Origin of the sequence: Streptomyces sp. CT34 (genome assembly GCF_000805335.1) — a bacterium.
In the GTDB taxonomy this organism is placed as follows: Bacteria; Actinomycetota; Actinomycetes; order Streptomycetales; family Streptomycetaceae; genus Streptomyces.
The window spans coordinates 4,196,954-4,217,735 of the sequence record NZ_KN708638.1; the positions used below are offsets into that span (position 1 = coordinate 4,196,954).

The 20,782-nt window shown below is 68.2% G+C and carries 18 protein-coding genes; 9 read left to right on the forward strand and 9 right to left on the reverse strand.

The window, feature by feature from the left end:
* Positions 1–52: 52 nt before the first annotated feature.
* The 7 genes from gyrA to dnaA form a co-directional block, all read right to left on the reverse strand.
* Positions 53–2,677, reverse strand: a complete 2,625-nt coding sequence (gene gyrA / locus RZ84_RS18360) for a DNA gyrase subunit A (protein ID WP_043265210.1) — start codon at positions 2,675–2,677, stop codon at positions 53–55.
* Between the two features lie 50 nt (positions 2,678–2,727).
* Positions 2,728–4,782 carry a DNA topoisomerase (ATP-hydrolyzing) subunit B gene (gyrB, locus tag RZ84_RS18365; RefSeq protein ID WP_043265211.1) on the reverse strand — a complete coding sequence of 685 codons (2,055 nt, stop codon included), beginning with the start codon at positions 4,780–4,782 and terminating at the stop codon, positions 2,728–2,730.
* 411 nt (positions 4,783–5,193) lie between these two features.
* On the reverse strand, positions 5,194–5,697 hold the full coding sequence (locus RZ84_RS18370; RefSeq protein WP_241778071.1) for a DciA family protein: 504 nt from the start codon (positions 5,695–5,697) through the stop codon (positions 5,194–5,196).
* Positions 5,698–5,723: 26 nt separating this feature from the next.
* Complete coding sequence (gene recF / locus RZ84_RS18375; protein WP_043265213.1) at positions 5,724–6,896, reverse strand: DNA replication/repair protein RecF; 1,173 nt, start codon at positions 6,894–6,896, stop codon at positions 5,724–5,726.
* Positions 6,897–6,938: 42 nt separating this feature from the next.
* Positions 6,939–7,817: a phosphogluconate dehydrogenase (NAD(+)-dependent, decarboxylating) gene (gene gnd / locus RZ84_RS18380; protein ID WP_043265214.1), complete on the reverse strand. Its 879-nt coding sequence runs from the start codon at positions 7,815–7,817 to the stop codon at positions 6,939–6,941.
* A 148-nt stretch (positions 7,818–7,965) separates the two neighbouring features.
* Complete coding sequence (gene dnaN / locus RZ84_RS18385; protein WP_043265215.1) at positions 7,966–9,096, reverse strand: DNA polymerase III subunit beta; 1,131 nt, start codon at positions 9,094–9,096, stop codon at positions 7,966–7,968.
* A gap of 1,036 nt (positions 9,097–10,132) precedes the next feature.
* Positions 10,133–12,040 (reverse strand): chromosomal replication initiator protein DnaA, encoded by a 1,908-nt coding sequence (gene dnaA, locus RZ84_RS18390; RefSeq protein WP_078893901.1) that lies wholly within the window; start codon positions 12,038–12,040, stop codon positions 10,133–10,135.
* A 374-nt stretch (positions 12,041–12,414) separates the two neighbouring features.
* Here dnaA and rpmH point away from each other — a divergent pair, with 374 nt between their 5' ends.
* From rpmH to RZ84_RS18435, 9 genes are all read left to right on the forward strand, one after another.
* On the forward strand, positions 12,415–12,552 hold the full coding sequence (gene rpmH, locus RZ84_RS18395) for a 50S ribosomal protein L34 (RefSeq protein WP_003949374.1): 138 nt from the start codon (positions 12,415–12,417) through the stop codon (positions 12,550–12,552).
* Positions 12,553–12,576: 24 nt separating this feature from the next.
* Positions 12,577–13,035: a ribonuclease P protein component gene (gene rnpA / locus RZ84_RS18400; RefSeq protein WP_043265217.1), complete on the forward strand. Its 459-nt coding sequence runs from the start codon at positions 12,577–12,579 to the stop codon at positions 13,033–13,035.
* The gene (yidD, locus tag RZ84_RS18405) at positions 13,032–13,349 is read left to right on the forward strand and encodes a membrane protein insertion efficiency factor YidD (protein WP_006604423.1); all 318 of its coding nucleotides are present in this window, start codon (positions 13,032–13,034) and stop codon (positions 13,347–13,349) included. Before rnpA ends, yidD begins: the two co-directional genes overlap by 4 nt.
* A gap of 3 nt (positions 13,350–13,352) precedes the next feature.
* Entirely contained in the window at positions 13,353–14,486 is a 1,134-nt protein-coding gene (yidC, locus tag RZ84_RS18410; RefSeq protein WP_043265218.1) for a membrane protein insertase YidC, read from the forward strand.
* A 14-nt stretch (positions 14,487–14,500) separates the two neighbouring features.
* Entirely contained in the window at positions 14,501–15,007 is a 507-nt protein-coding gene (locus RZ84_RS18415) for a Jag family protein (RefSeq protein ID WP_043265219.1), read from the forward strand.
* Between the two features lie 132 nt (positions 15,008–15,139).
* A complete protein-coding gene (rsmG, locus tag RZ84_RS18420; protein WP_043265220.1) occupies positions 15,140–15,865 on the forward strand; it encodes a 16S rRNA (guanine(527)-N(7))-methyltransferase RsmG in 726 nt (241 codons plus the stop codon).
* Positions 15,866–16,171: 306 nt separating this feature from the next.
* Positions 16,172–17,242 (forward strand): AAA family ATPase, encoded by a 1,071-nt coding sequence (locus RZ84_RS18425; protein ID WP_078893903.1) that lies wholly within the window; start codon positions 16,172–16,174, stop codon positions 17,240–17,242.
* Positions 17,239–18,339, forward strand: coding sequence for a ParB/RepB/Spo0J family partition protein (locus RZ84_RS18430; protein ID WP_078893904.1), 1,101 nt, complete (start codon positions 17,239–17,241; stop codon positions 18,337–18,339). Before RZ84_RS18425 ends, RZ84_RS18430 begins: the two co-directional genes overlap by 4 nt.
* A 308-nt stretch (positions 18,340–18,647) precedes the next feature.
* Positions 18,648–19,265, forward strand: a complete 618-nt coding sequence (locus RZ84_RS18435) for a GNAT family N-acetyltransferase (protein ID WP_043265222.1) — start codon at positions 18,648–18,650, stop codon at positions 19,263–19,265.
* A gap of 87 nt (positions 19,266–19,352) precedes the next feature.
* On the opposite strand, the gene trxA is transcribed toward RZ84_RS18435, so the two are convergent.
* A complete protein-coding gene (trxA, locus tag RZ84_RS18440) occupies positions 19,353–19,679 on the reverse strand; it encodes a thioredoxin (protein ID WP_043265223.1) in 327 nt (108 codons plus the stop codon).
* A 48-nt stretch (positions 19,680–19,727) separates the two neighbouring features.
* Entirely contained in the window at positions 19,728–20,702 is a 975-nt protein-coding gene (gene trxB / locus RZ84_RS18445; RefSeq protein WP_043265224.1) for a thioredoxin-disulfide reductase, read from the reverse strand.
* Positions 20,703–20,782 lie beyond the last annotated feature (80 nt).

The following is a 20,782-nucleotide window of genomic DNA, read 5'->3' on the forward strand; positions in this document are numbered from 1 at the left end:
CCCGGTCCGCCCGCCGCAGCGCCCGTGGCTCCACTCACGACCTACTCCTCGGTTACTCCGCCGCGGGCTGCTCGCCCCCGGCCGCCAAGGGCGCGGCCTCCTCGGCCGCACCGGTCTCGTCGGCCCCCTCGGGCCCGTCGACCTCTTCGGCTTCCCGGCCGGCCTCGGCGTTCCGTGCGATGCCGACGACGGCATCGCGCTTGCCCAGGTTGATCAGTTGGACGCCCATGGTGTCACGGCCGGTCTCCCGGACCTCGTTGACCCGCGTACGGATCACGCCACCGCCGAGCGTGATCGCGAGGATCTCGTCCGACTCCTCGACGACCAGCGCGCCGACCAGCGAACCCCGGTCCTCGACGATCTTGGCGGCCTTGATCCCCAGGCCGCCGCGGCCCTGGACGCGGTACTCGTCGACCGCGGTGCGCTTGGCGTAGCCGCCGTCGGTCGCGGTGAAGACGTACGTGCCTTCCCGGACCACGTTCATCGAGAGCAGCTCATCGCCCTCGCGGAAGCTCATGCCCTTCACACCCGACGTGGCGCGGCCCATCGGGCGCAGCGCCTCGTCGGTCGCGGTGAACCGGATCGACTGCGCCTTCCTGCTGATCAGCAGCAGGTCGTCGGTGTCCGAGACCAGCTCGGCGCCGATCAGCTCGTCGTCCGTGCCGTCCTCCCGCTCCCGGAGGTTGATCGCGATCACACCGCCGGAGCGGGGCGAGTCGTAGTCCTTGAGCGGGGTCTTCTTGACCAGGCCGGCCTTCGTGGCGAGGACCAGGTACGGCGCCGCCTCGTAGTCGCGGATCGCCAGGATCTGCGCGATCTGCTCGTCCGGCTGGAAGGCCAGCAGATTGGCCACATGCTGGCCCCGCGCGTCCCGCCCGGCGTCCGGGAGTTCGTACGCCTTGGCGCGGTAGACCCGGCCCTTGTTGGTGAAGAACAGCAGCCAGTGGTGGGTGGTGGAGACGAAGAAGTGGTCGACGATGTCGTCTTCCTTGAGCTTGGTGCCCCGTACGCCCTTGCCGCCGCGCTTCTGCGAGCGGTAGTCGTCGGTCTTCGTCCGCTTCACATAGCCGCCACGGGTGATGGTGACGACGATGTCCTCTTCGGCGATCAGGTCCTCGATGGACATGTCGCCCTCGAAGGGCACCAGCTTGCTGCGCCGGTCGTCGCCGAACTTCTCGACGATCGCGGCCAGTTCCTCGCTGATGATCTGGCGCTGGCGCTCCGGGGAGGCCAGGATCGCGTTGTACTCGTTGATCTTGCGCTGGAGTTCGTCGTGCTCGGCGGTGATCTTCTGGCGCTCCAGGGCGGCCAGCCGGCGCAGCTGCATCTCCAGGATCGCGTTCGCCTGGATCTCGTCGATGGTCAGCAGGCCCATCAGGCCCTCGCGGGCGATCTCGACCGTCTCGCTGCGCCGGATCAGCGCGATGACCTCGTCGATGGCGTCCAGCGCCTTGAGCAGGCCGCGCAGGATGTGCGCCCGCTCCTCGGCCTTGCGCAGCCGGAACTTGGTCCGGCGGACGATGACCTCGACCTGGTGCGTGACCCAGTTGCGGATGAACGCGTCCAGGGAGAGCGTGCGTGGCACCCCGTCGACCAGCGCGAGCATGTTCGCGCCGAAGTTGGTCTGCAGATCGGTGTGCTTGTAGAGGTTGTTGAGGACGACCTTGGCGACCGCGTCCCGCTTGAGGACGATGACCAGCCGCTGGCCGGTACGCGAGGAGGTCTCGTCGCGGACGTCCGCGATGCCGCCGATCTTGCCGTCCTTGACCAGGTCGGCGATCTTCTGCGCGAGGTTGTCGGGGTTGACCTGGTAGGGCAGCTCGGTGACCACCAGGCACTGGCGGTTCTGGATCTCCTCGACCTCGACCACCGCGCGCATCGTGATGGAGCCGCGGCCGGTGCGGTACGCCTCCTCGATGCCCTTGCGGCCCACCACCAGCGCGCCGGTGGGGAAGTCCGGGCCCTTGATCCGCTCGATCAGCGCGTCCAGCAGCTCCTCGCTGGACGCCTCGGGGTGGGCCAGCGCCCACTGCGCGCCGTCCGCGACCTCGCGGAGGTTGTGCGGCGGGATGTTGGTGGCCATGCCGACGGCGATACCGGCCGAGCCGTTGATCAGCAGGTTGGGGAAGCGGGACGGCAGGACCGTCGGCTCCTGGTTGCGGCCGTCGTAGTTGTCCTGGAAGTCGACGGTCTCCTCGTCGATGTCCCGGAGCATCTCCATGGAGAGCTGGGCCATCTTGCACTCGGTGTACCGCATGGCCGCGGCCGGGTCGTTGCCCGGGGAGCCGAAGTTGCCGTTGGAGTCGACCAGCGGCATCCGCATCGACCACGGCTGCGCCAGGCGGACCAGCGCGTCGTAGATGGAGGTGTCACCGTGCGGGTGGTACGTACCCATGACGTCGCCGACGACGCGGGCGCACTTGTAGAAGCCCTTCTCGGGGCGGTAGCCGCCGTCGTACATCGCGTAGAGCACGCGGCGGTGCACCGGCTTGAGGCCGTCGCGCACATCGGGCAGCGCACGCGAGACGATGACGGACATCGCGTAGTCGAGGTAGGAGCGCTGCATCTCCGTTTCGAGCCCGACGGGCTCGACGCGCATCCCGACGCCTTCGATGGCGGCGGGCGCGCCCTCGGCGGTCACGCCGTCCGGGGTCACAGGGGGGTTCTCGTCGGCCATGGTGGTTCAAAGTCCTTTCGAGCTGCGGCTGTTGTTCGGGCCGACAGGGCTCAGATGTCGAGGAAGCGGACGTCCTTGGCGTTGCGCTGGATGAACGAACGGCGTGCCTCGACGTCCTCGCCCATCAGCACGGAGAACAGGTCGTCCGCGCGGGCCGCGTCGTCCAGCGAGACCTGGCCGAGGACACGGTGGTCGGTGTCCATGGTCGTGATGCGCAGCTCCTCGGCGTTCATCTCGCCGAGACCCTTGAACCGCTGGATGGAGTCCTCGCGGATCCGCTTGCCGTTCTGCTTGCCGAGCTCGAGCAGCGCGTCCCGCTCGCGGTCGGAGTAGGCGTACTCGAAGTCGTCCCGGCCCCACTTGATCTTGTACAGCGGCGGGCGCGAGAGGTAGACGTGCCCGGCCTCGACCAGCGGACGCATGAAGCGGAACAGGAAGGTGAGCAGCAGGGTGTTGATGTGCTGGCCGTCGACATCGGCGTCCGCCATCAGAATGATCTTGTGGTAGCGGAGCTTCTCGATGTCGAAGTCCTCGTGGACTCCGGTGCCGAAGGCCGAGATCAGCGCCTGGACCTCGTTGTTCTGAAGGATCTTGTCGACCCGGGCCTTCTCGACGTTGAGGATCTTGCCGCGGATCGGGAGGATCGCCTGGTACTCCGGGTTGCGGCCGGACTTGGCCGAGCCGCCGGCGGAGTCGCCCTCGACGATGAAGATCTCGCACTTCGTCGGGTCGTTGGACTGGCAGTCGCTCAGCTTGCCGGGCAGCGACGCCGTCTCCAGCAGCCCCTTGCGGCGGGTCAGGTCGCGCGCCTTGCGGGCCGCGACCCGCGCTGTCGCCGCCTGGATGCCCTTGCGGATGATGTCCGCGGCCTCGTTGGGGTTGCGGTCCAGCCAGTCGGTGAGGTGCTCGTGGACGACCTTCTGGACGAAGGTCTTGGCCTCGGTGTTGCCCAGCTTGGTCTTGGTCTGGCCCTCGAACTGCGGCTCGCCGAGCTTGACCGAGATGATCGCCGTCAGACCCTCGCGGATGTCCTCACCCGTGAGGTTGTCGTCCTTCTCGCGCAGCAGCTTCTTGTCGCGGGCGTAGCGGTTGATCAGGCCAGTCAGCGCGGCACGGAAGCCCTCTTCGTGGGTGCCGCCCTCGTGGGTGTGGATGGTGTTGGCGAAGCTGTAGACACCCTCGCTGTACTGAGTGTTCCACTGCATCGCGATCTCGACCGAGAGCATCCGCTCCTTGTCCTCGGCCTCCACCGCGATCACGCTCGGGTGCACCAGCTCGCCCTTGCGCGAGTTCAGGTACTTCACGAAGTCGACGATGCCGCCCTCGTAGTGGTACCGGACCGAGAGCGCGTTGCCGTCCTCGTCCACGTGGTCCGGGCGCTCGTCCTTCAGCGCGATCGTCAGACCCTTGTTGAGGAACGCCATCTCCTGGAAGCGCCGGGACAGCGTCTCGAAGCTGTACTCGGTGGTCTCGAAGATGTCGCCGTCGGCCCAGAAGGTGACGGAGGTGCCGGACTCCTCGGTGGCCTCGTGCTTGGCCAGCGGCGCGGTCGGCACACCGAGCTTGTAGTCCTGCGTCCAGCGGTAGCCGTCCGTGCGGACGTCGACGGCCACCCGCGACGACAGCGCGTTCACGACGGAGACGCCCACACCGTGCAGACCACCGGAGACCGCGTAGCCGCCGCCGCCGAACTTGCCGCCGGCGTGCAGCACCGTCAGCACGACCTCGACGGCCGGCTTGTTCTCGGACGGCACGATGCCGACGGGGATGCCGCGGCCGTTGTCGACGACGCGGACACCGCCGTCGGCCAGGATCGTCACGTCGATGGTGTCCGCATGCCCGGCCAGCGCCTCGTCGACCGAGTTGTCCACGACCTCGTACACGAGGTGGTGCAGACCGCGTTCGCCCGTCGAGCCGATGTACATGCCGGGGCGCTTGCGGACCGCGTCCAAGCCCTCAAGGACGGTGATCGCGCTGGCGTCGTACGACTTCTCCACCGAGGAGTCGCCCACGGCACCTGCGGGAACCCCCTCTTCGGTAGAAGCCATGTTGTTCTCGTTGAGGTCGCCGGAGTCGGCCACGAAGCGCCCTTTCTGGCACAGCACGAGCCCTTCCGGACCTGCGGGGAAGACCCCTGGGAAGACAGGCGGGAGCGGCTCGTCGTTCGACATGTTCCGCGAGTGGGCGGGATTGCCTACCAGTCTACCGGTAGCGCGGACACTCATGGGGGTTTGCAGGCGCCTGAGTCGTCATGTGCCGCCCTGAACTGACGTCCGCCGACTCCCCATATGCGAGAAGGGGCCTCAGGACGCTCAAACGGGCACTCAGCGCTTCGGGATGTCAACCGGCGGCTACCGTTTACGGAGTCTCATGCGTCACACGTGTTTACACGCGCCCTACGCCCCGTCCCGCCGCTCGATCCGTTTCACGTGAAACGGCCCGGACAGCGAGGCGGGGGCGGTGTTTCATGTGAAACACCGCCCCCGCCTCACGCCGGGATCTCCTCGCGCCGGGATCTAGCCGTAGGTATCGCCAGGGCCCTTGCTGCCGGGCGCCCGCAGCGGCCCGTACCGGCGGGCAGGGCCACCGGGCCCCAACACCTTGATCATCTTGACCGTGCCATGGCCCAGGTCCTGATTCAGCCGGGCCACCAGCTGCGGCGCCAGCAGCCGCAGCTGCGTCGCCCAGGCCGTCGAATCGCACTGCACCGTCAGGACTCGGGCGTCCTCGTCGTACCGCTGCGGCTCGCAGTGCTGCGCCACCTCGGGCCCCACCAGCTGCGGCCAGCGACCCATCACCCCGCCGACCGCCGCCGGGGTCTCCCAGCCGCGCTCGGTGATCAGCCGGTTGATCGCGGCACCCAGCGACAGCGGGTCGCGGCCGTCCGCCCGCGCACCCGAGCGCAGCCCGCCGCGCCGGGCCTGCTTCTTCTGCTGCGCCGCAGCCCCCCGGGCGCGGGCCTGCTCCTTGGCGGCGACCAGCGCCTGACGGGCCAGATCCACACCCGACAACTCCGGCATCCGGGGCCGCTCCGGCTGCGGTTCGGTCACCGGTCCACCTTCTCCACGACGCCGTCGGACACCGCGTAGCGCGCCCCGGTCAGCACCCCCGGCACATCGTCGTCCACCGCCGCCGTCACCAGCACCTGCTCGCCCGGCGCGACCAACTCCGCCAGCCGCTCCCGGCGCCGTGTGTCCAGCTCGGCGAAGACATCGTCGAGAACGAGCACCGGCTCATTGCCCTCGGACCGCAGCAGCTCGTACGACGCCAGCCGCAGCGCCAGCGCGTACGACCAGGACTCACCGTGGCTGGCATAGCCCTTAGCCGGCAACTGCCCCAGCTTCAGCAGCAGATCGTCGCGGTGCGGCCCGACCAGGGTCACGCCGCGCTCGATCTCGTTCTTGCGGGCCTCGCCCAGCGCTGCCAGCAGCACGCCGTACAGCTCCTCGCGGTTCGCCGCGGCGGCCATCGCCTCGCCCGCGGAACCGCGGTACTCCAGCCCCAACGGCCCGCCGCCCGGGGCCAGTTGCTCGTACGCCTTGTCCGCCAGCGGGCGCAGCGCGGCGATCAGATCGAGCCGCTGCGCGAGCAGCTCGGCCCCCGCGCGGGCCAGATGCTGATCCCAGACGTCCAGCGTCGACAGGTCCGCCCCCACGCTCGAATCCGCTCGCGCGGGAGGTGCCCCCCTCCGCCCGTCGTGCCGGCGGGCCAGCGCCGCCGTCTTCAGCAGGGTGTTGCGCTGCTTGAGGACGCGGTCGTAGTCGGAGCGCACCCCCGCCATCCGCGGCGAACGGGCGGTGATCAGCTCGTCGAGGAACCGCCGGCGCTCGCCGGGGTCGCCCTTGACCAGCGCCAGATCCTCCGGCGCGAACAGCACGGTGCGGACGATCCCCAGCACATCGCGCGGCCTGACCTGCGACGACCTGTTGATCCGGGCGCGGTTCGCCTTGCCCGGATTGAGCTCCAGCTCCACCAGCTGCTGCCGTTCGCCCTGGACGACCGCGGCCCGGATGATCGCCCGGTCCGCGCCCATCCGCACCAGCGGCGCGTCCGAGGCGACCCGGTGGCTGCCGAGCGTGGCCAGATAGCCGACGGCCTCGACAAGGTTCGTCTTGCCCTGCCCGTTGGGGCCGACGAAGGCCGTGACGCCCGGGTCGAGCGGGACCTCGACCCGGGCGTACGAGCGGAAGTCGGCGAGCGACAGATGCGATACGTGCATAGCTACGCGCCGACCTCCCCCGGCTGCCGAGCTGGTTGCTGCTTACTTCTTGCTCTCGACCGCGTGGCCACCGAACTGGTTGCGCAGCGCGGCGATCATCTTCATCTGCGGGGAGTCGTCCTGGCGGGACGCGAAGCGTGCGAACAGCGACGCCGTGATCGCGGGCAGCGGTACCGCGTTGTCGATGGCGGCTTCCACGGTCCAGCGGCCCTCACCGGAGTCCTGTGCGAAACCGCGCAGCTTCTCCAGGTGCTCGTCCTCGTCGAGGGCGTTGACGGCCAGGTCCAGCAGCCAGGAGCGGATGACCGTGCCCTCCTGCCAGGAGCGGAAGATCTCGCGCACGTCGGTGACCGAGTCGACCTTCTCCAGCAGCTCCCAGCCCTCGGCGTACGCCTGCATCATCGCGTACTCGATGCCGTTGTGGACCATCTTCGCGAAGTGGCCCGCACCCACCTTGCCGGCGTGGACGGAGCCGAACTCGCCCTCGGGCTTGAGGGCGTCGAAGATCGGCTGCACCGTGGCGACGTTCTCCTTGCCGCCGCCGTACATCAGGGCGTAGCCGTTCTCCAGGCCCCAGACGCCGCCGGAGACACCGCAGTCCACGAAGCCGATGCCCTTGGCGGCCAGCTCCTCGGCGTGCTTCTCGTCGTCGGTCCAACGGGAGTTGCCGCCGTCCACGACGATGTCGCCGGGCGAGAGCAGCTCCGCCAGCTCATCGATCGTCGCCTGGGTGGCGGCACCGGCCGGAACCATGACCCAGACCACCCGCGGGCCCTTGAGCTTGTCCACAAGCGCCTTGAGGCTGTCCACATCGGCCAGGTCGGGGTTGCGGTCGTATCCGATGACGGTGTGGCCTGCGCGGCGAATGCGCTCGCGCATATTGCCGCCCATCTTGCCGAGACCGACGAGACCGAGCTCCATCAGAGACCCTCTTTGCACGTAGTCGTTGCTGTTCGTACCTGAGTCCGAGCCTACGCCCGCGACCTCGTGCACAGCTGTGGGCTCAGCCGCTCATCAGGGCCCGTCAGCCGGTCGGCAGAAGGGCCCTGAAGAAGCGGCGCCGCAGGGATCAGCCCGAGAGCCGGACGGGCATGATCAGGTACTTGTACGCGTCGTCCGCCTCGGCGTCCTTGGCCGGGCGCCCGCTCAGCAGCGCGGGCTTGGTCGACGTCGTGAACGACAGCTGCGCCACCGGGGAGTCGATGGCCGACAGGCCCTCCAGGAGGAAGCCCGGGTTGAAGGCGATCGAGATGTCGTCGCCGTCCAGCTCGGCGTCCACCCTCTCCACAGCCTGTGCATCGTCGCTGGAGCCGGCCTCCAGGATCAGCACGCCCTGCTCGAAGCTCAGCCGCACCGGGGTGTTCCGCTCGGCGACCAGTGCCACACGCTTGACGGCCTCGACGAACGGGGCGGTCTCGATCACCGCGACCGAATTGAACTCCGTCGGGAAGAGCGTCCGGTACTTCGGCAGGTCGCCTTCCAGCAGACGGGTCGTGGTTCGCCGCCCGGCTCCCTCGAAACCGATCAGGCCCTCGCCCTGCCCGGAGCCGGACAGCGCCAGGGTGACGGTGTCGCCGCTGCTCAGGGACTTGGCGGTGTCCAACAGCGTCTTGGCGGGCACCAGCGCGACCGCGGAGGCGTCCGGGCTCTCCGGCTTCCACAGGAACTCGCGGACCGCGAAGCGGTAGCGGTCGGTGGAGGCCAGGGTGACCGTGTCGCCCTCGATCTCGATCCGGACGCCGGTGAGCACCGGAAGCGTGTCGTCACGGCCGGCGGCGATGGCCACCTGGGCGGCGGCAGCGGCGAAGACCTCACCGGGAACCGTGCCGGTGGCGGTGGGCATCGCGGGCAGCGACGGGTACTCCTCCACAGGAAGGGTGTGGAGGGTGAAGCGCGAGGAGCCGCACACGACGGTCACTCGTACACCGTCGGTGGAAATCTCCACCGGGCGGTTGGGGAGGGCCCGGCAGATGTCGGCGAGCAGCCGGCCGGAGACGAGGACGGTGCCCTCTTCTTCCACCTCGGCCTCCACCGAGACCCGCGCCGAGACCTCGTAGTCGAAGCCGGAGAGGCTCAGTGCGCCGTCCTCCGCCTTCAGCAGCAGGCCCGCGAGGACGGGCACCGGCGGACGGGCCGGGAGGCTCTTGGCCGCCCAGGCCACTGCCTCCGCGAGTACATCGCGCTCCACCCGGATCTTCACCGGAAACCGCCTCCTGCTGTTGCTGGCTCTCGCCCTGCTGGCTCTTCGTCGTCGGCTGAGTTGCCGGAGACCAGTCTGACGCACGCCACCGACACTCGGTGCGGCTCGGGGTCAAGTCGGCTCGACCGGTGCCGGGCGCTCCGGAGGCGAGTTGTGCACAGGGCCCGATTCCGAGCGAATTCCCCGGTAGCTATCCGTGGTCGTAGTAGTAGGGCCTGTGGAAACCGTGGACAACTGCCTTTGCGCAGGTCAGCGCGGATTTTTTGTCCACCGCCCCTGTGGGCGGCAGCCGTGGATAAGCGGCCTCTTCTGTGGACCGCCCGAAGTTCTGCACACCCGATGCACAGGGCAGCGCTACTTCTCCCCAGTGCCGTCCCCAGGATTACCCACGTTCCCCACAGCCCAACCCACCACCTTGGTGTGACCGCTTTCACTCGGCGCGGTGAGGCCGGGTGTTGCGTTGCCGAACAGTGGACAGGGGTGTGGAGAAGCTGGGGATCACTGGGGACAACCGCGGCTCACCTGTGGGTTGCCGGTGGACAAGCTGCCCCCAGCCCTGTGGACGGAATTTCTGTCCACAACCTGTGGATCACGGTTGGCCACAATTCCACACGTCGCTGACCTTGCCCGATGGCTCGTCAGAACATCCACCTGTGGATCCCACAGGGATAACTTTCCTCTCCCCAGGGTGTGGACGGAAGATTCTCGCCCAATCTGTGGAGAGAGGCCGTGACCAGGCCCGGAATCGAACAGAGACGGCGCGCTCCACAGGTTTGGGACGGCGGCGGACGGTGCCGGACAGCCCCGGAAACCGGCCCGGAACCCTCGCGGCGGACTTCAGCAGGAGCTAGCGGGAGCTCATCAGAACCTCGAAGGTGCCTTGCGGTCTCCCGAGCACCCACGGAACGGCGCTCCTGCAAGGCGGTCCGTCCGCGTCCTGACGCACCGCGCTCTCCCATACGGCGAAGGGCGCTCCGGGAACCGGTCCCGGAGCGCCCTGGATGCGCCTGTGGCGGTCGGCGGCGAGGGCCGCCCGTCAGCCGTTCTTGATGCGGTTGGTCAGCTCGGTGACCTGGTTGTAGATGGAGCGCCGCTCGGCCATCAGCGCGCGGATCTTGCGGTCGGCGTGCATCACGGTCGTATGGTCGCGCCCGCCGAACTGGGCGCCGATCTTCGGCAGCGAGAGATCGGTCAGCTCCCGGCACAGGTACATCGCGATCTGGCGGGCCGTCACCAGCACCCGGCTGCGCGAGGATCCGCACAGATCGTCGATGGTCAGCCCGAAGTAGTCGGCGGTCGACGCCATGATCGCCGTCGCGGTGATCTCCGGCGCGGCGTCCTCGCCCCCGGGGATCAGGTCCTTCAGCACGATCTCGGTGAGTCCCAGGTCCACCGGCTGCCGGTTCAGCGACGCGAACGCGGTGACCCGGATCAGCGCGCCCTCCAGCTCGCGGATGTTGCGCGAGATCCGGGACGCGATGAACTCCAGCACCTCCGGCGGCGCGTTCAGCTGCTCCTGCACCGCCTTCTTGCGCAGGATCGCGATCCGGGTCTCCAGCTCCGGCGGCTGGACGTCGGTGATCAGGCCCCACTCGAAGCGGTTGCGCAGCCGGTCCTCAAGGGTGACCAGCTGCTTGGGCGGCCGGTCACTGGAGAGCACGATCTGCTTGTTCGCGTTGTGCAGCGTGTTGAAGGTGTGGAAGAACTCCTCCTGCGTCGACTCCTTGCTCGCCAGGAACTGGATGTCGTCGACGAGCAGGATGTCCATGTCCCGGTAGCGCTTGCGGAACGCGTCCGCCTTGCCGTCGCGGATGGAGTTGATGAACTCGTTGGTGAACTCCTCCGAGCTCACGTACCGCACCCGGGTGCCGGGATACAGGCTGCGCGCGTAGTGCCCGATGGCGTGCAGCAGGTGGGTCTTGCCCAGCCCCGACTCCCCGTAGATGAACAGCGGGTTGTACGCCTTCGCCGGTGCCTCGGCGACCGCGACCGCGGCGGCGTGCGCGAAGCGGTTGGAGGCGCCGATGACGAAGGTGTCGAAGAGGTACTTGGGGTTCAGTCGCGCGGTCGGCTCCCCGGGGCCGGTCGCCGGTGCGGGCTGCGCGGCGAGCGGCCCGGGTGCGCCGCTGGGTGCGGGCAGCGTGGCGCCGGGGCCGCCCGGCCGGCCGTTGGGGCCGGGCGGCGGGAGCTCGGAGTGATCGCGGCGCTGCTGGTCATAAGGGGAGCGCGGGCCCTCGCCGTGCCGCGGCGGCCCACTGCGGTCGGGCGCCTGCGCGCGGTAGTCGTTCTGCGGCTGCTGGTGCTGGTGCTGGTGCTGTTGGTGCTGGAGGTGCGGCGGCTGCGGGGAGGTGTACGGCTCGCGCCACTGTTCCGCGGAGGGCTCGCGGTCGGGGTAACCGCTGAGGTGCTGCTGCTGCCAGCCGTACTCCTCGCGCGGGCCGACCGCGTCGACGGCGGAGTGCTGCGGCCAGGCCCCGGGCTCGTGCCGGGGCTGCGGGTAATCGGGATAGGCGGGGCGGACCGAGGGCAGGTCGTCGCCCTGGTGCCCGTAGCCCTGCCGGGTCTCGTGCCGCCCGTCGTAGCCGTCGTACGCATCGTGCTGCGGCTGCTGCTGCTGCGTCTGCGGGTGCTGAGGCTGCTGCGGTGCGGACTGCTGGGCCGGAGGCTCCTCGGAGGAGTCGTCGACGGTGATCGCGATCCGGATCGGCCGGCCGCACTCATGGCTGAGCGCTTCCCCGATCAGCGGCGCCAGCCGGCCTTCGAGGACGCCCTTGGCGAATTCGTTGGGCACGGCGAGCAGCGCGGTGTCCGCGACCAGCGCCAGCGGCTGGGTGCGCTTGAGCCAGTCCTGGTCCTTCGGCTTGAGGCCGTCGGCCTCGGCCCGGAGGAGATGATCGAGTACGCGTGGCCACACTGCGGCAAGATCGGCAGGTACATCAGCCACAGGGCACGCTCTCTCACAGTCCCACGAATGTGTGATTCTCAGGACGGGCGGGAAGGAATCGGAGTTCAGTCACGGTAGTCAGGGCGGGCCTGGGGATTCAAGTTGTTGTCCACAGGCTGTGCATAGTGTGTCCTGGCGAGGGGCGTCCGCGCTGCCATGGAGCCGGTTTGACCGGATGACGTAGCCGCGCGTACCGTGACCAGGTCGAGTTGTCGATGGCTGCTGCCGCCTGCCTCCGATGGGCAAAGATCGCGCTCAAGTGATCGTGTAGCGGTGCACTCGGGCGTTGCGAGCTACTCGTGGGCGCACGGTGACAGCCAGTCGACGCCCCACATCTGTCTCCTAGAGACAACAAGGATTCCTGGAGCCCCCGAGTGAGCAAGCGCACCTTCCAGCCGAACAACCGCCGTCGTGCGAAGACCCACGGCTTCCGTCTGCGCATGCGGACCCGCGCCGGCCGCGCGATCCTCGCGTCCCGCCGTGGCAAGGGTCGCGCCCGCCTGTCGGCCTGAGCAGCCTGACCCTAGGTCCATGACGTGCTGCCTACCGAACATCGGCTGAGGCGGCGCGAGGACTTTGCGACCGCGGTACGCCGGGGACGCAGGGCCGGGCGCCCGCTCCTTGTCGTTCATCTTCGTAGCGGTGCAACGGACCCGCACGCAGCGGGGGAATGCGTTCCCCCGGCGCGTGCGGGTTTCGTCGTCAGCAAGGCCGTTGGTATCGCCGTCGTTCGCAACAAGGTCAAGCGGAGGCTTCGCCACCTCATGCGCGACCGGCTGGACCGGCTCCCCGCCGGTAGCCTGGTTGTCGTACGGGCCCTGCCCGGCGCGGGGGACGCGGATCACGATCAGCTGGCCCGCGACCTGGACGCCGCGCTCGCGCGGCTGCTGGGAGAGGCGCCGAAAGGCGGCAATCCCCCAGGGGCTGTGACCGACGGCGGCTCCGCCGCGGGCCCCCGGAACCCCGGACGGGACCCGGGAGGGAGCGCACAGTGAAGTACCCGCTGCTGCTTTTGATCAAGATTTACCAGTGGACCATCAGCCCCCTGCTGGGGCCGGTCTGCAAGTACTACCCGTCGTGCTCGCACTATGGCTATACGGCCATCGACCGGCACGGCGCGGTGAAAGGGACTGCGCTCACGGCCTGGCGCATCCTGCGGTGCAACCCGTGGTCGCTCGGTGGCGTCGACCACGTCCCTCCCCGGAAGCGTCCGGTTTGGCATCAGCGGCTGAGGAGCCGCCTGGGCGGGCCCACCGTCCCTGAGCCTGTCGCCCAGCCCGAGACTCAGCCCAACGCCCAAGGAGCCTGATTCGTGGACACGATCCTCGGTCCTCTCTATTACGCAGTTTCCTGGATCATCGTCCAGTTCCACTCGTTCTACAGCCTTGTCTTTGATCGGGACAGTGGAGCTGCGTGGGGTCTGTCCATCGTTTCGCTGGTGGTGCTGATCCGTGTCTGCTTGATCCCGCTCTTCGTGAAGCAGATCAAGTCGACGCGGAACATGCAGGCGCTCCAGCCGAAGATGAAGGCGATCCAGGAGCGCTACAAGAGCGACAAGCAGCGCCAGTCCGAAGAGATGATGAAGCTCTACAAGGAGACGGGCACCAACCCGCTCTCGAGCTGTCTCCCGATTCTGGCCCAGTCGCCGTTCTTCATCTCGCTGTACCAGGTCCTCAGCCACATCGCCCAGAACAAGACGGTCGGCGTCATTGACCAGTCGCTGCTGGCGAGCGCGCAGAAGGCGCACATCTTCGGTGCCCCGCTCGCGGCGAAGTTCATGGACAGCGCGGCGAAGATCCAGAGCCTCGGCGCTTCGCTGACCGACGTCCGCGTCGTCACGATCATCATGATCGTCCTGATGTCGGCGTCGCAGTTCTACACCCAGCGCCAGCTGATGACCAAGAACGTCGACCTCACGGTGAAGACGCCGTTCATGCAGCAGCAGAAGATGCTGATGTACGTCTTCCCGGTCATGTTCGCCGTCTTCGGTATCAACTTCCCCGTCGGTGTGCTCGTCTACTGGCTGACCACCAACGTGTGGACCATGGGCCAGCAGATGTTCGTCATCCGCCGTAACCCCACCCCGGGCAGCAAGGCGTTCACCGAGCGTCAGGAGCGGCTGCGCGCCAAGGGCAAGCTCGTCGAGAGCCCCGCCGAGATCGAGGCGAAGAAGGCCGCCGAGGAGGCCCGCCAGAACCGCCAGCAGCCCAAGCGCCAGACGAAGGCAAAGCGGCAGGCCGGCACCGGCGCCCCGACGGGTGGCGCGCAGAACCGTACGCGTGCCGGCTCGGCGTCGGGTGGTACGGCTGCTCGCTCCTCGAAGGCGTCCGCGCAGGACAGTGAGGGGACCGGCGAGACGCCCGGCAAGGGCGGCTCCGGATCCCGTTCCACCAAGTCCGGGCAGCGCAAGGGCCAGCAGCGCCCCAAGCACCCGTCCAAGAAGTAAGAAGGAGTCCTTCCGTGACGGACACGACCCCTGCCACCAAGGGCACCGACACCCTGACCCGCCTGGAGCAGGAAGGCGAGATCGCGGCCGACTACCTCGAAGGCCTGCTGGACATCGCGGACCTCGACGGTGACATCGACATGGATGTCGAGGCTGACCGCGCCGCGGTGTCGATCATCAGCGATTCGACCAGCCGTGATCTCCAGAAGCTGGTGGGCCGGGACGGCGAGGTGCTGGAGGCGCTGCAGGAGCTGACGCGGCTTGCCGTGCACCGCGAGACCGGTGACCGCAGCCGTCTGATGCTGGACATCGCCGGCTTCCGGGCGCGTAAGCGCGAGGAGCTCACCAAGATCGGCGCGAACGCGGCGGCGGAGGCCAAGAGCACCGGGCAGCCGGTGAAGCTCGACCCGATGACGCCGTTCGAGCGCAAGGTCGTGCACGACGCGGTGGCCGCGGCCGGGCTGCAGAGCGAGTCCGAGGGCGAGGAGCCGCAGCGCCGAGTGGTTGTCCTTCCGGCCTGATCGCTCAGCGCTCAGTCTTTCTTGGCCCCGTCTGCTCGCAGGCGGGGCCAAAACTTGTCAGCCTTCTGTGATACCCCCGGGAGCAGCCCGGGGCCCGGCAGGAAAAGCAGTCCCAGAGGAAGGGCGGTTCCCGTGACGGAGGCAGCAGCGGAGCTCCCTCCTGCGCCGAAAACGGCGCAGGAGGTATTCGGCGAGCGCTTTCCGGAGGCCGTACGGTACGGCGAACTGCTCGCCGACGCGGGTGTGAAGCGCGGGCTGATCGGTCCACGCGAGGTTCCGCGGCTGTGGGAGCGGCACCTGCTCAACTGCGCGGTGCTCTCCGAGGTCGTGCCGGAGGGCGTCTCGGTCTGTGATGTGGGTTCGGGGGCAGGGCTGCCCGGTATCCCGTTGGCGCTGGTGCGTCCGGACCTGAGGATCACACTCCTGGAGCCGCTGCTGCGGCGGACGAACTTCCTTCAGGAAGTGGTCGAGCTGCTCGGGCTGGACCATGTCACGGTCGTCCGGGGCCGGGCCGAAGAGGTCATGGGCAAGCTTCCGCAGGTGCATGTGGTGACCGCGCGGGCGGTCGCGCCGCTGGACCGGCTGGCCGGCTGGGGTGTTCCGCTGCTCCGTCCGTACGGCGAGATGCTGGCGCTCAAGGGCGACACGGCGGAGGAGGAGCTCAAGGCGGCACGCGCGGCGCTGAGCAAGCTCGGTGTGGTCGAGACCTCGATCGTGCAGGTGGGCGAGGGCGTGGTTGATCCGCCGTCGACCGTGGTGCGGGTCGAGGTGGGCGAGAGCCCCGGCGGTGTGCGCTTCGCGGCGAAGAGGGCGAAGGCGGCGCGTGTCAGCCGGGCGGCGAGGGGCCGCCGGCGTTGATGCCCGGACGCCGGAGAGGTGCCGGCCGGCTGTAATGCGGTGGGCGTAGCTATCCGCGAAATAGCGGATAGGACGAATTCCGCAAGCGCCATAAAAAGCCACAAGACGGAGTGTCGCGACTTAATCGGACGCGGCGCTGGCATCGTGTTTCACGTGAAACGTCGTTCTCTGCTGCAAGGGATCATCGGCCGTGGTCGTGCGGCTGCCGCGCCGCACGACCGGAGACCCGCAAGGGGCACGAAAGTATCCACAGATGTGGATTCATCCACAGGAGAACGGACCTCACTGGTTCACGGCGCCGAAAGCATGGCAGGCTCTGACCATTGCGAGCCTGATGTCGAGGAGAGTGAATCCTTGCGGTCCGACGCCAACATCGCGGGACCGATGACCGATCCGGTCCCCGGTCCCCGTAGCGAGTCGTTCGGGGACGACGTTTCACGTGAAACGCCGCCCCCGATGGACAACACCCCGATCGGTCGTGCAGCTCAGCTGGCGGTAGAGGCAATTGGCCACGGGGGTGAGGCGCTTCCCCGACCGGAACAGACCCGGGTCATGGTGGTCGCCAACCAGAAGGGCGGGGTCGGCAAGACCACCACCACGGTGAACCTCGCGGCCTCGCTGGCGCTGCACGGGGCCCGGGTTCTGGTGATAGACCTCGACCCCCAGGGCAACGCGTCGACTGCTCTGGGCATCGACCACCACGCCGAAGTGCCGTCCATCTACGACGTGCTGGTCGAGAGCAAGCCCCTCTCCGACGTGGTGCAGCCGGTGGTGGAAGTGGAGGGCCTTTTCTGCGCCCCCGCCACGATCGATCTGGCCGGTGCCGAGATCGAGTTGGTTTCACTGGTCGCGCGCGAGAGCCGGCTGGACCGGGCCATCAAGGCGTATGAGCAGCCGCTGGATTACATCCTCATCGACTGTCCGCCCTCGCTGGGGCTGCTGACCGTGAACGCTCTGGTCGCCGGCGCCGAGGTCCTGATCCCGATTCAGTGCGAGTACTACGCGCTGGAGGGCCTGGGGCAGCTGCTGCGAAACGTCGACCTGGTGCGAGGGCATCTCAACCCCAAGCTCCATGTCTCGACGATTCTGCTCACGATGTACGACGGGCGTACCCGGCTCGCGTCACAGGTCGCCGATGAGGTGCGCAGCCACTTCGGCAGCGAGGTGCTCCGTACGAGCATCCCCCGCTCGGTGCGCATCTCCGAGGCACCCAGCTACGGGCAGACAGTGCTCACCTATGACCCGGGATCCAGTGGCGCGCTCTCGTATCTCGAAGCGGCCAGAGAGATCGCGTTGCGTGGCGCTCCGCAGACCGGAGGCCAGGGCCTGAGTGTGAACTACGAAGCACAGCACAGCATTTCGGAGGGGAATCAGTGAGCGAACGACGTAGAGGGCTGGGCCGTGGGCTCGGTGCGCTGATCCCCGCGGCACCGCAGAACACGGACTCTGCCGGGCCCACGGGGGGACGGGGAGCGACGTCACCGTCGTCCGTACCGGTTCTGGCCACGGATCGAGGAGTAGCGGCTGCCAAGGTCGCTTCGCTGCCGACACCCGGTGTTTCACGTGAAACAGGGGCACCGGCCGAAGCGGAGAAGTCCGCGGAAGCCGCGTCAGAGGTAGCGGGTGCCCACTTCGCCGAGGTGCCGCTGGATGCGATCCGGCCGAATCCGCGGCAGCCCCGTGAGGTTTTCGACGAGGATGCCCTAGCGGAACTGGTCACCTCCATCAAGGAGGTGGGGCTGCTCCAGCCGGTGGTGGTCCGTCAGATCGCGCCCGGCAGCTACGAGCTCATCATGGGCGAGCGGCGCTGGCGGGCATCCCGTGAGGCTGGGCTGGAGAAGATCCCCGCCATCGTGCGGGCCACGGAAGACGAGCGGCTGCTGCTCGATGCGCTGCTGGAGAATCTGCACCGGGCTCAGCTCAATCCGCTGGAGGAGGCTGCCGCCTACGACCAGCTGCTGCAGGACTTCAAATGCACGCATGACGAGCTGGCCGACAGGATCGGACGTTCACGTCCGCAGGTCTCCAACACGCTGCGGCTGCTGAAGCTGTCGCCGGCCGTGCAGAAGCGGCTTGCGGCCGGGGTGCTCTCCGCCGGGCATGCCCGTGCCCTGCTGTCCCTGGAGGACTCGGAAGAGCAGGACCAGCTCGCGCGCCGGATCGTGGCGGAGGGGCTGTCGGTCCGCTCGGTCGAGGAGATCGTGACGCTCATGGGCTCGAATCCCAAGAGCGCGAGCAAGGCGAAGGGACCGCGGGCCGGCGCCCGGGTGTCCCCCGCGCTCACCGGTCTTGCCTCCCGGCTATCCGATCGGTTCGAGACCCGGGTGAAGGTCGACCTCGGCCAGAAGAAGGGAAAGATCGTCGTCGAGTTCGCCTCCATGGACGATCTGGAGCGGATCCTCGGCACCCTCGCTCCCGGCGAGGGGCCGGTGCTGGGAAAGTCGCTGTCCGAGGAGAGCGACGAAGAAGAGTGAGCTGATCCATTCGGCCCCAAGGCGGGCCGTGTTCCGGAGTGGATACCGGAACACGGCCCGCCCTTTGCTTTCCGGCAGTACCCGTGCCCGTAAAGGGTGGATACGATGCGATCGGGTATGGCACGCATCCACGTGGAGAGACCTCACATCGAGGAGAGGGCCATGCGATCAGTGAGCCGCACCGGACTGCTGGCGGCGGGCTTCGGCCTTGCGGCCATCGGAGGGTTCGTTGGTGGTCTGCTCAGGGAGCAGGCGGCGCTGACTGCGCTGCGTGGTGCGGCAGGCGAGGGAAGCGAGGACCTGGTTCCATGGGCCGTCGGCTCGTACCGCTCACGCTGGACAACCTTCCGGATCTCCCCAAGCGCTGTCGCTCCTGCGTCTTCTGGGAGCTCGACCCCGTCAGCGGCGAAGCCGCGGTAAAGGCGGGCCGGCCGGAGCTGGAGAAAGAAGCCTGGATCTCGGCGGTACTGCTGGAGTGGGGGTCCTGCGGGCGCGTCGTCTATGTCGACGAGGTGCCGGTCGGGTTCGTCATGTATGCCCCGCCGGCTTATGTGCCGCGCTCTCTGGCCTTCCCGACCAGTCCGGTGTCGCCGGACGCCGTGCAGTTGCTGACGGCATGGCTGACGCCTGGTTACCAGGCGCAGGGGCTGGGCCGGGTGATGGTGCAGACGGTCGCCAAGGATCTGATCCAGCGCGGTTTCAAGGCCATTGAGGCGTTCGGCGATGCCCGCTGGACCGAACCGGCCTGTGTGCTGCCTGCCGATCATCTTCTCGCGGTGGGCTTCAAGACCGTCCGCCCCCATCCCCGCTTTCCGCGGCTGCGGCTCGAACTGCGGAGCACGATCTCGTGGAAGGAAGATGTGGAGCTTGCATTGGACCGGCTGCTCGGGGCGGTCCAGAAGGAGCCTGCCCTCCGGCCGCTCTGAGATGGTCCACGTGTCACGTTTCACGTGAAACAGGCCCGCCCCCACGGAGGGGGCGGGCCTGTTTCACGTGAAACGTGACGGCGTACCTCAGGCGAGGTAGTCCGCGAGGTCGCGCTCGATGGCGGCCTTCGGCTTGGCACCGACGATGGTCTTGACGACCTCGCCGCCCTTGTAGACGTTCATGGTCGGGATGGACATGACGCCGTACTTAGCGGTGGTCGCCGGGTTCTCGTCGGTGTTCAGCTTCGCGATGACGATCTCGTCATGCTCGGCGGCAATGGCCTCCAGGGAGGGGGCGATCTGGCGGCACGGACCGCACCAGGTGGCCCAGAAGTCCACGAGGACGGGCTTGTCGCTCTTGAGAACGACCTCTTCGAAATTGTCGTCCGTCACGGTTACCGTGGCGCCGGCCATGGCTATCTCCTTCATGGGGTGGGTGGTGGGAAGCTGAGGGTGGGCAAGTCAGGCGGAGGGGGTCTTGTCCGGCTCGGCCGTGGCCTCGCCATCCGAGAGAGCCGCGAGGAACCGCTCGGCGTCGAGAGCGGCGGAGCAGCCGGTGCCGGCCGCCGTGATCGCCTGGCGGTAGGTGTGGTCGACCACGTCGCCGGAGGCGAAGACACCCGCCAGGTTCGTCCGGGTGCTGGGTGCCTCGACCTTGAGGTAGCCGTCGTCGTCCAAGTTCAGCTGGCCCTTGAACAGCTCGGTCCGCGGGTCGTGGCCGATCGCGATGAAGAGCCCGGTGACCGGAAGCTCGGACGTCTCGCCGGACTTGACGTTGCGCAGGGTCAGGCCGGAGAGCTTGTTCTCGCCGTGGATCTCGGCAACCTCGCTGTCCCACACGAACTTGATCTTCGGGTCGGCGAAGGCACGCTCCTGCATCGCCTTGCTGGCCCGCAGAGCGTCGCGGCGGTGGACGACCGTGACGGACTTGGCGAAGCGCGAGAGGAAGGTGGCCTCCTCCATCGCGGTGTCGCCGCCACCGATGACGGCGATGTCCTGGTCCTTGAAGAAGAACCCGTCGCAGGTCGCGCACCAGGAGACACCACGGCCGGACAACTCGTCCTCACGGGGCAGACCGAGCTTGCGGTGCTGGGAGCCCGTGGCCACGATGACTGCCTTGGCACGGTGCACCGTGCCCGCGGTGTCGGTGACGGTCTTGATCTCCTCGGAGAGGTCGACCGAGACGATGTCGTCCGGCACAAGCTCGGCGCCGAAGCGCTCGGCCTGGGCGCGCATGTTGTCCATCAGATCCGGCCCCATGATGCCGTCGCGGAAGCCGGGGAAGTTCTCCACGTCGGTGGTGTTCATCAGCGCACCGCCGGCGGTGACGGCGCCTTCGAAGACCAGAGGGTTCAGGGACGCGCGGGCGGTGTAGAGCGCTGCGGTATATCCCGCGGGCCCGGAGCCGATGATGATCACGTTGCGGACGTCGCTCACGGGTGTCTTCCTTGTCTCTGCCGACGGCTTGCTGGGGTCTCGGAACTCTCACCCCACCCAACGGATCCTAAGGGGCGAGC